Here is a 13,194-nt window from a genome sequence, read left to right as displayed (position 1 = left end):
ATTACGCCACGTTGTTTACAGCCAGGATGTGACCCATGAGCACTTTGCCCTCTGTCGTGAGTCGGTTTGTTGAGTACTACGCCGCACTGGATAGCCAGCCGCCGTCCGCGCTGGTGGGGCTTTACCATTCGAATGCCACGCTTATCGATCCGTTTGGCGAGCATGACGGGATTTTCGCGCTTCAGCGCTATTTCACCCATCTGCTGGCCAACGTCGAGCATTGCCGTTTTACCATCGATACGCCGCTGTGCAGCGGGAACCGGTTTGCTGTGACCTGGGTAATGCACTGGTCGCATCCGCGCATTGCCGGGGGAGAGCCGCTCGAACTGCCGGGATGTTCGGTGGTGGACACGGAAAACGATCTCATCACGCACCAGCGCGACTACTACGATGCGGGAGAGATGATCTACGAACACCTTCCTCTGCTGGGCTGGGCGGTACGCGGCGTGAAGCGGAGGGTCAAATCATGAAAACGGTACTGATCACCGGCGCAAGCTCGGGCATTGGCGCCGGGCTGGCGAAATCCTTTGCCGCAGACGGCTACCACGTGATTGCCTGCGGACGCGATCCGGCGCGCCTCGAAGCGCTGCATCAGACCTGCCCCAATCTCACCGTTCGCCTGTTCGATATGACAGACAGGGATGCCTGTCGCCAGGCGCTGACCGGCAGCTACGCCGATCTGATTATTCTCTGCGCCGGTACCTGCGAATATCTCGATGGAGGCGTGGTGGATGCGGCGCTGGTGGAGCGGGTTATGGCGACAAATTTCCTCGGCCCGGTGAACTGTCTTGACGCGCTGCAGCCCCAGCTGACGGCTGGCAACCGCGTAGTGCTGGTGAGTTCCATGGCCCACTGGCTACCTTTCCCACGGGCAGAGGCCTACGGCGCGTCCAAAGCGGCCCTGAGCTGGTTTGCCGAGAGTTTGCGCCTGGACTGGGAGCCAAAAGGAATTGCCGTCACGGTGGTCTCCCCGGGCTTTGTTGATACGCCGCTGACGCGCAAAAACGACTTTGCCATGCCGGGCAGGGTGAGCGTCGACGAGGCGGTCAAGGCGATCCGTACCGGGCTGGCGGCAGGGAAAATGCATATCGCGTTTCCTGACGGGTTTGGCTTTATTTTGCGGTTGCTCTCCGGGCTGCCTGCGTTTCTTCAGCGCGCGCTGCTGCGCAGGATGGTGCGTTCATGAACATTGCGATTATCGGCAGCGGCATCGCCGGGCTGACCTGCGCCTGGCGCCTGGCCGGGCACCATCAGGTGACCCTGTTTGAAGCGGGCGCCACGCCCGGCGGCCATACCGCAACGGTTGACGTCCCGACGCCACAGGGCACCTACGCGATCGATACCGGGTTTATCGTTTACAACGATCGTACCTATCCGCGCTTTATGGGCCTCCTCAGCGAGCTGGGCATCAGTGGACAAAAAACGCAGATGAGCTTTTCGGTGCACAACCCGGCGACGGGGCTGGAGTACAACGGACACACCCTGACGTCGCTGTTTGCCCAGCGCCGAAACCTGGTGAATCCGGCATTCTGGCGGCTGCTCGGGGAGATCGTCCGCTTCAATCGTCTGGCGAAACAGGCGCTGGACGGGGAGGTGGACCCGAACGCCACGCTGCAAACGTTTCTGGAACAGCACGGCTTCACGCCGTTTTTTGCGCGCCACTACATTCTGCCGATGGGGGCCGCCATCTGGTCCTCGTCGCTGCAGGAGATGAAGCGTTTCCCGCTGCCGCTTTTCTTACGTTTCTTCCAGAACCACGGGCTGCTGGATATCACCCAGCGCCCGCAGTGGTACGTGGTGCCGGGCGGCTCGCGGGAGTATATCCGCGCCATGCTCGACAAGCTGGGCGACCGTCTGAATCTGCATCTCAATTCTCCGGTGCAGCGGGTGAGCCGCCACGAGCACGGGGTTACGCTTCAGCTTGAAAACGGCAGCCATACCTTCGATCGGGTGATTTTTGCCTGCCACTCCGCCAGCGTTCTGGCGATGCTTGATGACCCGACGCCCGCAGAGCGCGAGGTGCTGGGCGATATCGGCTGGCAGCGCAACGAGGTCGTTTTACACAGCGATCCGCGCTGGCTGCCGGAGCGGCGGCGCGCGTGGGCAAGCTGGAACTACCGCCTGAGCGCTCACGAGCAGGCCAGCGCCTGCGTCACCTACAACATGAACATCCTGCAGGGGCTGCCTGCGGGCAGTCCGCTATTCTGCGTTACCCTCAACCCGGACGCGCCGGTGGATGAACGCTTCGTTCTGCAACGCTTTGTCTATGAACATCCGCTGTTTAACCCGCAAAGCTGGCGGGCGCAGGCGCGGCGCGGCGAGATCAACGGTCATAACCGGAGCTGGTACTGCGGTGCCTGGTGGTACAACGGCTTTCATGAAGATGGCGTCCGCAGCGCGCTGGACGTGGTCAACGCGATTGCGGCCGGAGAGGGGAACTGAGATGAACAGCTGCCTCTACCACGGCATGTTACGCCACCGCCGCCTTCAGCCGAAAACCCACGAATTCAGCTACAGCGTCTTTATGGCCTGGCTGGATCTCGATGAACTGCCGCTGCTGCCGTCCATCGGCGTGCGGCGCAATCGCTTTGCCGCCGCCTCGTTCCACGACGCTGACTATCCGCTCGGCGCGCCGCTTAAAGAGAACGTGCTCAGCAGGCTGGAGAGCCTGACCGGGGAACGTCCGGACGGGCGGGTGATGCTCCTGACGCAGCTGCGCTATTTCGGCTTTCATTTCAATCCGGTCAACTTTTACTACTGCTACGACGGGAAGGGAACGCTGCGCTGGGTGCTGGCGGAGGTCCGCAACACGCCGTGGAATGAACGTCATTACTATGCCGTCAACGGACAGGATGCGCAGCCGACGGAAAAAGCGTTTCACGTTTCCCCCTTCAACCCGATGGACATGATCTACCACTGGCGCTTTAACGACCCGGATAACACGCTGCATATGCACATTGAAAATCATCAGGAAGCGAAGGTTTTTGACGCCACGCTGGCGCTGCGCCGGGAGCCTTTGACGCGCCCCGCGCTGCGCTCGCTGTTGCTGCGCATTCCGCTCATGACCCTGAAAACCGTTTTTGCCATTTACTGGCAGGCGCTGCGCCTGTGGCTCAAGCGCGTGCCGCTGTATAACCATCCCGTCAGCAGGAGTGAACGCTCATGACCGATCCCGTCTTTGCGTTAGAACCCGATATTCCGCGCAACGTCCGCATCGCACGATGGCTGCTGTTTCGTCTGTTAAGCGGTATCCGCGGCGGCTCGCTCACGCTGCGTGAAGGGGCGCAGACCTTCCATTTTGGCGAGTCATCCTCCGCGCTGCATGCCGACGTGCAGATCCTCACGCCCGGCGTCTACTGGCGCGTCTTAACGGGCGGGAGCCTTGCTGCGGCAGAAGCCTGGATGGACGGCGAATGGGAAACTGCACACCTCACGCCGCTTCTGGAACTGCTCGCGATAAACGGCGAGGTGCTTGGGCGTCTGGAAAACGGGTTCCGTCTGCTCGGCAGGCCGCTGGAGCGGATACGCCACTGGACGCGGCGTAACTCCCGCATGCAGGCGCGCGAAAATATTGCCGCCCATTACGATCTGGGCAATACCTTTTACGCCCATTTTCTGGATAAAGAGCTGCTCTATTCCAGCGCGCTGTTTACTGGTGACGAGCAGGATCTGACGGCGGCCCAGCAGGCCAAAATGGCGCGCCTGTGTGACCAGCTGGCGCTAAGTCCGGGTGACCACCTGCTGGAAATTGGCACCGGCTGGGGCGCGATGGCGGAATACGCGGCGCGTCATTACGGCTGTCGGGTGACGACCACCACGCTGTCGCAGGAGCAATATAGCTGGGCGACAGAGCGGATCGCCCGCGCGGGGTTGCAGGATCGCGTTGAGGTACTGCTCTGCGACTATCGCGACCTCACCGGACAGTACGACAAGCTGGTCTCAATCGAGATGATTGAAGCCGTCGGGCAACGCTATCTGCCCACGTTCTTCCGCACCTGCCAGGCGCGGCTGCGCCCCGGAGGACGGATGGCGATTCAGGCCATTACCATTCAGGACCAGCGCTATCGCGACTACAGCAAAAGCGTCGATTTTATCCAGCGCTACATTTTTCCCGGCGGCTTCCTGCCGAGCATTACCGCGATGAACGAGCTGATGACGCGCCACACCGATTTCGTGGTGCGCAATCTTTTCGACATGGGCCCCGACTACGCCCGCACGCTGGCCCACTGGCGGCAGCGGTTTGTCCATGCCTGGCAGGAGATTGAAAAGCTCGGCTTCGATGAACGGTTCCGCCGCATGTGGCTGTACTACTTTGGCTACTGTGAGGCCGGGTTTAACGCTCGCACCATCAGCGTGGTGCAGCTGACCGCCGAGCGCGTATGAGACGTTACCTTCAGGTCTTCCTGCTCGCCGTCGCGTTCGATCTCTACTGGGTGCTGGTGGTGCTCTTTCGCGAACAGGGCCTGATTATCTGGCTTGCGCTGGCGATCCTGGCGTGCCTGCTCTTGCCGCCTGCTTACCGTTTTTACGCCATTGGGCTGGCCGCGGCGGGCAGTCTGCTGGACGCACTCTGGGCCCTGACCGGGCTGATTGCCTTTACGGGCGAGTCCCTGATGCCGTTATGGATGGTGGCACTGTGGCTGATGTTCGCCACGGTCTGGACGCAGCTGACGCGCACCACCACGCTACCCGGCTGGCTGCTGACCCTGCTGGCCGCCGTGGGCGGACCGGTGGCCTATCTGTTCGGCGAGCGGCTGGGGGGCATCACGTTTCTGGAGCCGACCTTTATCGTCGTGAGCTGGATGGCGCCGGGCTGGCTGGTACTGATGCTGTTTTTCCACCTGCTGATGGGGAGACAAAAATGAGATCTGTGGTTTTGCTGCTTTGGCTGACGCTGGTTGTTCCGGTTGCCCAGGCCGCCGACTGGCTTGCCTGGCGGAAGGTGGGTGACGCCACGCTCACCTGGGGACCTTTCACCGTCTACACCTCCCAGCTGCGCACCCCGGATGGCCGTTACAGCCGGGACAATCAGGATCAGGCGCTGATTATTACCTATGCGCGGGACATCGATCGCGATGAACTGGTTGAGGCGACCCGCGACCAGTGGCAGGCGCAGGGGATCCTGGCCCAGGAGCCGCAAAGCGAAGCCTGGCTGCGGATGCTCCAGTCCCTTTGGCCGGATGTCCGCCCGGGCTCACAGCTGGCGTTTGTTCTCAACGATAAGCAGGGGCAGTTCTGGTATCGCGCGTCAGCGGCGCAAACATCCTTTATTCCACTCGGAGCGCGCCAGTCGGAAGCGTTCAGCACCCGTTTTCTGGCCATCTGGCTCGATCCCCGCACGCAATATCCTGAGCTGCGTCAGCAGTTAATCGGAGGCCAAAAATGAAACGTATCCTGATGATGGCGCTGGCATTCACGATGCTGCTGGCGGGCTGTAGCACTGAGGTGGCCGAGTATCGCCAGCAGCAGCCGCGGCTTGATATCTTCCACTACTTCCAGGGCAAAACCGAAGCGTGGGGGATGGTGCAGGATCGCAGCGGCAAGCAGATCCGCCGTTTCCACGTTGAGATTGCCGGAGACGTTATCGGCGATACGCTGACGCTCAACGAGCACTTTGTCTACGACGATGGCGAGAAGCAGCAGCGGGTCTGGCATATACGCCGCGTGGGGAACGATCGCTACGAGGGAACGGCAGGGGATATTGAAGGGGTTGCCACGGGGCAGGCCGCAGGCAACGCCTTTAACTGGCATTACAGCATGAACGTGAAGGCCAACGGCAGCACCTGGCTACTGAACTTCGACGACTGGATGTATTTGCAGGATGAGACGCATCTGTTTAACAAAACCGAGATGAAGAAATTTGGCGTCACCGTCGCCACGGTGACGCTGTTCTTTACCAAGGGATAAGGAATCCCACTCAATTCTTAATCAGAAGCGATTCAGGTTTTTTAAAATGACATGATTATTTTGCAGCGATGACCTGGTCCGGCTGTAAATCGCTGGGGCGTTTCCTGCAGGCCGGGGCGAGGCGCATGGATGCGCCGAGAGGGCGGGCTTTACAGGGACGTTACCTCCGCCCGTCCCCGATAAGCCGGAAGGAATAAGCCGAAGGGACCGCGAAGCGGCGATTTACCGCCGGGAGCCCGGGTCGCCAGGGTGGTGGCGACTGAGCCACCCTGGCACGTTCACAGGTTATGTCGTAACAGAGTAGCAAGAAACATAAAGTGAACGGAATCACCACTACAGCCTTATGTTCCCCTCACCCTAACCCTCTCCCCAAAGGGGCGAGGGAACTGTTTCGTGTCTACGCTGTGTCCGCAAGGTGTGGTGTCATGTCCCGGCAGAACGGGTTTTACTACCCGAGTAAATAAAGACAAGCGCTATCCCCAGGCAGACAATCGCCCCCAGACGACTCGTCGAGAACGGAATGGCCGCATTCCCCAGCCAGCCAAAGTTATCAATCAACATACTCATGGCGAGCTGGCCGAATATCACCGCCACCGTGGCGACGGCGGTGCCGATGCGCTGCACCGCCACGACCATGATCACAATGTAGGGCACGCCGAACATCGCCCCGATGAGCTGCCATTTCGGCACGTCCAGCAGCGTGACCGCCTGCTTCGGTTCAAAGAAGAAAATGAGCAGGGCGGTTATCAGCGCGCCGACGGAAAACGTCAGAAACGCGCTTTTAAATACCCCGACATTGCTGCCGAGCTGCCCGTTAATCGCGGCCTGAATGCTCAGCGTTGCGCCGCCGCAGACGGCCAGAAGAATCATTATCAGCGTCATATCATCACCCCTGCGCGACCAGAACCAGTGCCGCAATAATAAAAACCAGCGCCACGATACGTTTTGCGTTTATCTTCCTGTGCGGCGTACCCAGCAGGCCAAAGTGGTCAATGATCAGGCTTTTAAAAACCTGACCAGCCAGAATGCCAATCATCGTCAGAGCGATGCCGATGGTCGGCGTGGCGATCGTCAGAATGACCACGTAAACAGGGCCAAGCACGCCGCCGAGCAGCTGCCAGCCGGGCTGGGCGAAAAACGACGGGCTGTTACGCGGGCTGAAAAACAGCATCAGCAGAAACGTCAGCGCGGCGCCGACGCCAAAAATGCTGAACGTCGCCCATAAATCGCCCACTTCTCCCCCTAATGGCCCCAATAGCCCCGCCTCGACGGAGAGGCCCATCCCGCCGGCAATCACCAGTAAAATCAAAACAAACTGCATTACGCTTCCTCCGTTTTCAGGCGAAGAAGATTACGTCGGTAGACCAGTGAGAAAAATGCCATAATGCAGGAAACACCTTTGCAGGAAATGCATTAATGTCAGATGCCGGAAGCATGAACCTTCGCTCACTGCTGCTGTTTATTGCCGTCTATGAAACGCAGAACTTTTCCGTCGTCGCGCGACGAGAGGGAATCTCTGCCTCGCAGGTGTCGCGCATTGTTCATCAGCTTGAGGACGCGCTCGGCCAGCAGCTGTTCTATCGCAATACCCGGGCGGTGATCCCCACGGAAAGCGGGCATCTGTTTATCCGCTATGCCCGGGCGATGGTCGATAACTTCGAAGAGGCGCGTCGTGAGCTGGATGAACGTTCGACCGAACCCTCCGGCAAGGTCCGCATAAATGGGCCGGTATTTTTTGGACAGAGACACGTTGCGCCCGGGCTGGCAGGTCTGGCCGAGCGTTATCCACGGTTAACCATAGAGCTGACGCTGACCGATGACTTTATCGACCCGCACCGGGATGCCGCCGATCTCATCTTCCGCATCGGCACGCTGACGGATTCGACGTTCCACGCCCGTGTTTTTGGGCAGCAGCGCTACCACCTCGCCGCGTCGCCCGCGTATCTGCGTCAACACGGCGTCCCGACCGACCCGGCCGAACTGAGCCAGCACAAATGTCTGGTCTACCGCGGTTCGTCCGGGCCTAACCGCTGGCTCGTGCGTCGCAAAGGGGAGAATTGGGTGCATTATCCCGTCGCGCCGCTGATGACGTCCAATAATGCGGAGTCGCTGCTTATTGCCGCGCTGGGCGGGATGGGGATCGTCCTGTTTCCGGACTGGCTGATTGGCGACAGGCTGAAGCGGGGGGAGCTGGTCGCCCTTTTGCCGGAAATGGCGTGCGCCATCAACACGGAGCCACTCAATATTGCGGCGATCTATCCTAACGCACGTCATCCGCCCCTGAACGTCAGGGCGGTGATTGATTATTACGTGGCGTTTTTCGGTACGCCGCTCTACTGGCAAACGTAAGGGATTACGCGCCGAGCTCCTTGCGGATAATCTCTGCGCCGGCGCTGAGCGCTTTCAGCTTGCCGTTAGCCACCTGACGTGAAAGCGGAGCCATGCCGCAGTTGGTTGACGGGTAAAGCTTGTCGGCATCGACGAACTGCAGCGCTTTACGCAGCGTATCGGCGACTTCCTCCGGCGTTTCAACGGCGTTGGTTGCCACATCAATCGCGCCGACCATCACCTTTTTACCGCGGATCAGCTCCAGCAGATCCATCGGCACGCGGGAGTTGTGGCACTCCAGGGAGATAATGTCGATATTAGAGGTCTGCAGCTTAGGGAAGGCCTCTTCGTACTGGCGCCACTCTGAGCCGAGCGTCTTTTTCCAGTCGGTATTGGCTTTGATGCCGTAGCCGTAGCAGATGTGTACCGCGGTTTCGCACTTCAGCCCTTCAATGGCGCGCTCCAGCGCGGCGATACCCCAGTCGTTCACCTCGTCAAAAAAGACGTTAAATGCCGGTTCATCAAACTGGATAATATCCACGCCCGCGGCCTCTAACTCACGCGCTTCCTGATTGAGGATTTTGGCGAATTCCCAGGCCAGCTTTTCGCGGCTTTTATAGTGCGCGTCGTAAAGGGTGTCGATCATGGTCATCGGCCCGGGCAGGGCCCATTTGATCGGCTTGTCCGTGAGCTGACGCAGGTATTTCGCATCGTCCACGAATACCGGTTTCTGACGCGCAACGGCTGAAACCACGGTCGGCACGCTGGCGTCGTAGCGGTTACGAATGCGCACCGTCTGGCGATTTTCAAAATCCACGCCGCTCAGGTGTTCAATAAAGGTGGTGACGAAGTGCTGGCGGGTCTGTTCTCCGTCGCTGACGATATCGATACCCGCGCGGATCTGCTCATCCAGAGACAGGCGCAGCGCGTCCTGTTTACCCGCCAGGAGTTCCTGATCCTGTAATTTCCAGGGTGACCACAGCGTTTCAGGTTGTGCAAGCCAGGTCGGCTTAGGCAGGCTGCCAGCCGTAGAAGTCGGGAGCAATGTTTTCATAATAAAAGACCTTTTTTGATGAATTAAAGCGTGTAGTTATCAGACCACTGCTCAAGAATGTGTTGGTAAGGCTTAATAAAGTACGCTTCGGTAAAGCGACCCTGTTCAATCGCCAGTCGGCTACGCTCTTCCCGGTCATAAACAATTTTGGTTAAGGAGTGATCCTGCTGGTTCAGATCCGGTCGGTAGCACAGTCCCGCCGCCGAGTTTGCGTTATAAATTTCCGGGCGATAGATTTTCTGGAACGTCTCCATCGTGCTGATGGTGGCAATCAGCTCCAGATCGGTGTAGTCACTCAGCAAATCCCCGGTAAAGAAGAACGCGAAAGGCGCCACGCTGTTTTCCGGCATGAAATAGCGAACCTTCAGGCCCATCTTCGCGAAGTACTGTTCCGTTAGCGACTCGCCATCCGGCTGATACTCAACGCCCAGCACAGGATGCTGGTTACCGTTGCGGCGATAGGTGTCTTTGCTGGAGACGCTCAGGCAGATCACCGGACCCTTGCTGAAGTTCTCTTTGTATTCCGGCGAGCTCACAAAGTGGCGGAAAATATTGCCGTGCAGTTCGCCAAACTTTTCCGGAATGCTGAAGTGCTGCTGGTTCTTGTTGTGTTCCAGCAGGCGCACGCTGAAATCATAATCCCGCACGTAAGAAGAGAAGTTATTTCCGACGATGCCAGGGATACGCAGGTTATTTTTTTTGTCGACAATCGTGGTTTGCAATATCTCAATGGCCGGGAACGGTTTTTCCGCGCCAATGTGCAAGTCGACAGAGATGATTTCCAGCTCAACCGCGTAGCGATCGGCGTTTGGGTTATCCCAGCGCGCCAGGGCGTTAAAGCGGTTGTTGATCATCACCAGCGTATTGCGCAGGTTTTCCTGACGCTTTTCCCCGCGCGCCAGGTTGGCAAAGTTGGTGGTCGTACGCGTATTTTCTGACGGGTTGTAATTCTCATCGAAGCAACTGCGCTTAAGGGTATATGTGAAAGCTTTGCTCATTGTGGTTATGCATCCTAAGTTCATGTTGCTAAGAAGTTACCGATGCATAATTTATGCCTGAGCCCGCGGCGCAGGGGAAGTGACTTAATTTCAATGCAACATGAGCGAAGTTCATGAACAGTGTTGCGCACAGGCTGGAGAGGGCAGTGAGAGAAGAGGTATCGGAATGCTTTCGTTATACCTCCTTATTAATGCGATCCAATAGGCTGGTTGAAAATACAACCAGCAATTGATGTTGCGGATTTCAGCTCAACGTATCAATCAGCGTGGACAACAATTCGCTGAGGTTAGCATGTGTTTCAATGGCATAATCCATTGATGCTTTATCACGGATCTCGAAACAGTCATCTGTGAAGTTGTAGGCAAACACGGTCATACCATCTTCACCAATGAGTACCTTGTCAGTAAGGTTCGGATCAACATAGCTTTCGTTGTCACGTATTTCAAAGTTACGAATGTAGATATTCGACCATACGGGTTCACCGTTCTCCGCCCCCACCAGGCTGTACAGCATCAAACCGTTATACTCAAGGCCATCCATGATTTCGAACATACCAGAGTAGTCCAGCCGGTTAACCATCAGGCGTTGGATATCCTCGTAAACTCTTCTCTTCTGAGCATCCCATTCAGCAGGGGCGGCTTTGTACATCAAGTCTGTCATTACGTCAGGATCTACTGGGTTGGCTACCGGGAAATGATTGTCAACCAGCAGTGTTTTAAGGATACCTGGAGTGAAATAACTCTTTAGTTGAGCAGGAAGCAAAGCAGGCATTGCGATTGTTCTTCCTTCCTCATCGCAAAACTCGACAAGATAGCCCCGCGTAGGGGTGTCGAAAACCATAACAATGGTACCAATAGTCCCTTTTACCAGTCCTTCATCCGGTAAATCCTCGCCTAAAACCACTACGTCTAATTCGGCTCTTTTCATTTGTATTTTCTCATTTAACGAATATGGTTGTCAGGCGAGGAGCTAACGCGTCTGTTTCATACATCCAACCTGTACGCACGATCGCTGTTTCATCATTGACGCCTAAAATGGACATATCGACAGCCATTGTTTGGCCGTAATTATTTGCCTGCAACACTTTTGCTGGGGCCGATAATACGCCTTCCTGGATTCTTGCGGCTAAAACATCTGCATTAGTTGGGTTGTATCCCAGCGCTGATTCAAACACCCTGGCTTTGTGCCCCCCTGTAGGATGTGTTGAATCTAAAGCATAAGCCGCGAGTTTTTTTGGGTCGATAACGGCGTGTTCAGCATTCACTAATGTACCATTCTCAGAGGTGAAACCTTTTACATATGGGTTTTCAAGTGCTGGTATCTTACTGAGACCCGATATTTCGTCTATTTCGCTTAAAGGGTTCAACCTGCCAATTGTCAATCCTGCTGCAATGGAGACACCCGCAATCATTAACCCTTTGTTGTTCATGATTTGATCGTAGCCCGCGGGGGCATCCCCACCAAGCTGCTGTGCGGTTTCATGAAAACCTTTAGTATTGCCGTTATACACCCCACCAGCGGCGAGCAGTCGACCAACAGCTTTACTATTCAGCGTTTTCCCCGACGGTGAAGTTGTTGGCCCGTAATAATCATAATGCATCCGTTGAGTGGGAGCAGGCTTCCTGCCTTGCCGATCGGCAATAACGTTCCGGTAAGCGCTCATGATTTCGTCCTTATACCATGCATGCCACGATGAGGAAGTAGGGGTAAAAATTAGCTCGCCGTTATTGTCGATATAAAACGGGTTCCGGTCGCTGCTCCAGCGCCTGGAGGTATCTACTCCAACAAGCCAGCCAATTTGAAGTTCGCGTTCTACTTGATCATAAATGGGATCTGCGTAGCTGCATTGCCTTCGTTCATAGGGTCTTTGATGTGGAGATATGCTGTATTTTCTTTTGGGAAGACCAAAAGAGAGGCTATGACCGTTTGCTTCATAAGACAGATCATAATGTTTACACGCCTCTTTCAGTGAACCTGCTGGAGTAAGAATGTATTGAAAATCTTCAGGGTTTAATTGCCGTGTTAAATCATGTGACCGGTAGAGTCGAAACATGCGGAATCCTTATCGTTAAGCATCATTGTTCCTTTTAAGGGCATATTTTTTTTCATTCTCTTAATAAGAAAAAACAGCCTACGCCTGAAGCGATCGCAATTATTCAATCCACATCATATTCACGAACTGCTCATTTTTTTTAAGAAAATGACCTGACAATTTTTAATCACTCTTGCGGCTGTAACGTTAGTAAACGCTGAATAAATAATAAACAAGGCCCATGCGACAAAGCGCCATGCCTACTTCTCTGGCACACGCTCCGCAATTCCCGCTATAATCCCCAAAATTTCCAACCGGTTTAGAAACAATCATGACAAAACTCACCTTACAAGAGCAGATGCTGAAAGCGGGCCTGGTCAGCAGCAAAAAAGCGGCAAAAGTGCAGCGCACGGCAAAGAAATCACGCGTTCAGGCGCGTGAAGCTCGGGAAGCGGTAGAAGAGAACAAGAAAGCGCAGATCGAGCGCGACAAGCTGCTGAGCGAACAGCAGAAGCAGGCCGTGCTGGCGAAAGAGTTTAAAGCACAGGTGAAGCAGCTGATTGAGATGAACCGCATCACCGTGGCGAAAGGTAACATCACCTTTAACTTCACCGACGGTAAACTGATCAAAAAAATCGAGGTCGACAAGCAAACCCAGGCTCAGCTGATCAACGGCCGTCTGGCGATTGCCCGTCTGGTCATTAACGCTAGCGGCGACTGTGAATACGCGATTATTCCGGCGGTGGTGGCCGATAAAATTGCCCAGCGCGATGCCGACAGCATCGTGTTAAACAGCGCGCTAAGTCAGGAAGAGCAGGACGAAGACGATCCGTACGCGGACTTCAAAATCCCTGACGATTTGATGTGGTAAACC

16 protein-coding genes are annotated in these 13,194 nt (G+C 56.2%); 10 read left to right on the top strand and 6 right to left on the bottom strand.

Translation table 11 applies throughout. The annotated features are described in order from the left end of the window. Window positions 1-35 precede the first annotated feature (35 nt). From FOY96_RS11120 to FOY96_RS11085, 8 genes are read left to right on the top strand one after another with little or no spacing between them, the layout of a single operon-like run. Window positions 36-470: a nuclear transport factor 2 family protein gene (locus tag FOY96_RS11120; RefSeq protein WP_048977880.1), complete on the top strand. Its 435-nt coding sequence runs from the start codon at window positions 36-38 to the stop codon at window positions 468-470. Beyond that, window positions 467-1,186: an SDR family NAD(P)-dependent oxidoreductase gene (locus tag FOY96_RS11115; RefSeq protein WP_032657315.1), complete on the top strand. Its 720-nt coding sequence runs from the start codon at window positions 467-469 to the stop codon at window positions 1,184-1,186. Before FOY96_RS11120 ends, FOY96_RS11115 begins: the two co-directional genes overlap by 4 nt. After that, window positions 1,183-2,442, top strand: a complete 1,260-nt coding sequence (locus FOY96_RS11110) for an NAD(P)/FAD-dependent oxidoreductase (RefSeq protein ID WP_143347052.1) — start codon at window positions 1,183-1,185, stop codon at window positions 2,440-2,442. Before FOY96_RS11115 ends, FOY96_RS11110 begins: the two co-directional genes overlap by 4 nt. 1 nt (window position 2,443) lies before the next feature. Then, the gene (locus FOY96_RS11105) at window positions 2,444-3,166 is read left to right on the top strand and encodes a DUF1365 domain-containing protein (RefSeq protein WP_143347051.1); all 723 of its coding nucleotides are present in this window, start codon (window positions 2,444-2,446) and stop codon (window positions 3,164-3,166) included. Beyond that, window positions 3,163-4,383 carry an SAM-dependent methyltransferase gene (locus FOY96_RS11100; RefSeq protein ID WP_126793971.1) on the top strand — a complete coding sequence of 407 codons (1,221 nt, stop codon included), beginning with the start codon at window positions 3,163-3,165 and terminating at the stop codon, window positions 4,381-4,383. The genes FOY96_RS11105 and FOY96_RS11100 overlap by 4 nt, the downstream gene beginning before the upstream one ends. After that, window positions 4,380-4,865, top strand: coding sequence for a DUF2878 domain-containing protein (locus tag FOY96_RS11095; RefSeq protein ID WP_143347050.1), 486 nt, complete (start codon window positions 4,380-4,382; stop codon window positions 4,863-4,865). The genes FOY96_RS11100 and FOY96_RS11095 overlap by 4 nt, the downstream gene beginning before the upstream one ends. Then, complete coding sequence (locus FOY96_RS11090; protein ID WP_143347049.1) at window positions 4,862-5,386, top strand: hypothetical protein; 525 nt, start codon at window positions 4,862-4,864, stop codon at window positions 5,384-5,386. The genes FOY96_RS11095 and FOY96_RS11090 overlap by 4 nt, the downstream gene beginning before the upstream one ends. Then, window positions 5,383-5,907 (top strand): DUF3833 domain-containing protein, encoded by a 525-nt coding sequence (locus tag FOY96_RS11085; RefSeq protein WP_058840650.1) that lies wholly within the window; start codon window positions 5,383-5,385, stop codon window positions 5,905-5,907. The genes FOY96_RS11090 and FOY96_RS11085 overlap by 4 nt, the downstream gene beginning before the upstream one ends. Before the next feature lie 423 nt (window positions 5,908-6,330). On the opposite strand, the gene FOY96_RS11075 is transcribed toward FOY96_RS11085, so the two are convergent. Both FOY96_RS11075 and FOY96_RS11070 read right to left on the bottom strand, forming a co-directional pair. Continuing rightward, window positions 6,331-6,789, bottom strand: coding sequence for a DMT family transporter (locus FOY96_RS11075; protein WP_094935248.1), 459 nt, complete (start codon window positions 6,787-6,789; stop codon window positions 6,331-6,333). 4 nt (window positions 6,790-6,793) lie between these two features. Beyond that, a complete protein-coding gene (locus FOY96_RS11070; protein WP_032657293.1) occupies window positions 6,794-7,228 on the bottom strand; it encodes a DMT family transporter in 435 nt (144 codons plus the stop codon). A gap of 95 nt (window positions 7,229-7,323) precedes the next feature. Between FOY96_RS11070 and FOY96_RS11065 the strand changes: the two genes are divergently transcribed. Beyond that, window positions 7,324-8,256 carry a LysR family transcriptional regulator gene (locus FOY96_RS11065; protein ID WP_143347048.1) on the top strand — a complete coding sequence of 311 codons (933 nt, stop codon included), beginning with the start codon at window positions 7,324-7,326 and terminating at the stop codon, window positions 8,254-8,256. A gap of 4 nt (window positions 8,257-8,260) precedes the next feature. Here FOY96_RS11065 and FOY96_RS11060 read toward each other — a convergent pair whose 3' ends face one another. From FOY96_RS11060 to FOY96_RS11045, 4 genes are all read right to left on the bottom strand, one after another. Then, on the bottom strand, window positions 8,261-9,289 hold the full coding sequence (locus FOY96_RS11060) for a methionine synthase (protein ID WP_023311627.1): 1,029 nt from the start codon (window positions 9,287-9,289) through the stop codon (window positions 8,261-8,263). A gap of 23 nt (window positions 9,290-9,312) precedes the next feature. Further along, the gene (locus FOY96_RS11055) at window positions 9,313-10,287 is read right to left on the bottom strand and encodes a DUF1852 domain-containing protein (RefSeq protein WP_143347047.1); all 975 of its coding nucleotides are present in this window, start codon (window positions 10,285-10,287) and stop codon (window positions 9,313-9,315) included. A 244-nt stretch (window positions 10,288-10,531) separates the two neighbouring features. Beyond that, window positions 10,532-11,215, bottom strand: a complete 684-nt coding sequence (locus FOY96_RS11050; RefSeq protein WP_143347046.1) for a YrhA family protein — start codon at window positions 11,213-11,215, stop codon at window positions 10,532-10,534. 10 nt (window positions 11,216-11,225) lie between these two features. Then, window positions 11,226-12,341, bottom strand: coding sequence for a DUF8093 domain-containing protein (locus FOY96_RS11045; RefSeq protein ID WP_143347045.1), 1,116 nt, complete (start codon window positions 12,339-12,341; stop codon window positions 11,226-11,228). A 310-nt stretch (window positions 12,342-12,651) separates the two neighbouring features. Between FOY96_RS11045 and FOY96_RS11040 the strand changes: the two genes are divergently transcribed. Then, window positions 12,652-13,191, top strand: a complete 540-nt coding sequence (locus FOY96_RS11040; protein ID WP_143347044.1) for a DUF2058 domain-containing protein — start codon at window positions 12,652-12,654, stop codon at window positions 13,189-13,191. The last annotated feature ends 3 nt before the right edge of the window (window positions 13,192-13,194 follow it).

The organism is Enterobacter asburiae, assembly GCF_007035645.1.
Classification (GTDB): Bacteria; Pseudomonadota; Gammaproteobacteria; order Enterobacterales; family Enterobacteriaceae; genus Enterobacter; species Enterobacter asburiae_B.
The sequence above is the reverse complement of the archived record's forward strand: the minus strand, read 5'-3'. Positions and strand labels throughout refer to the sequence as shown.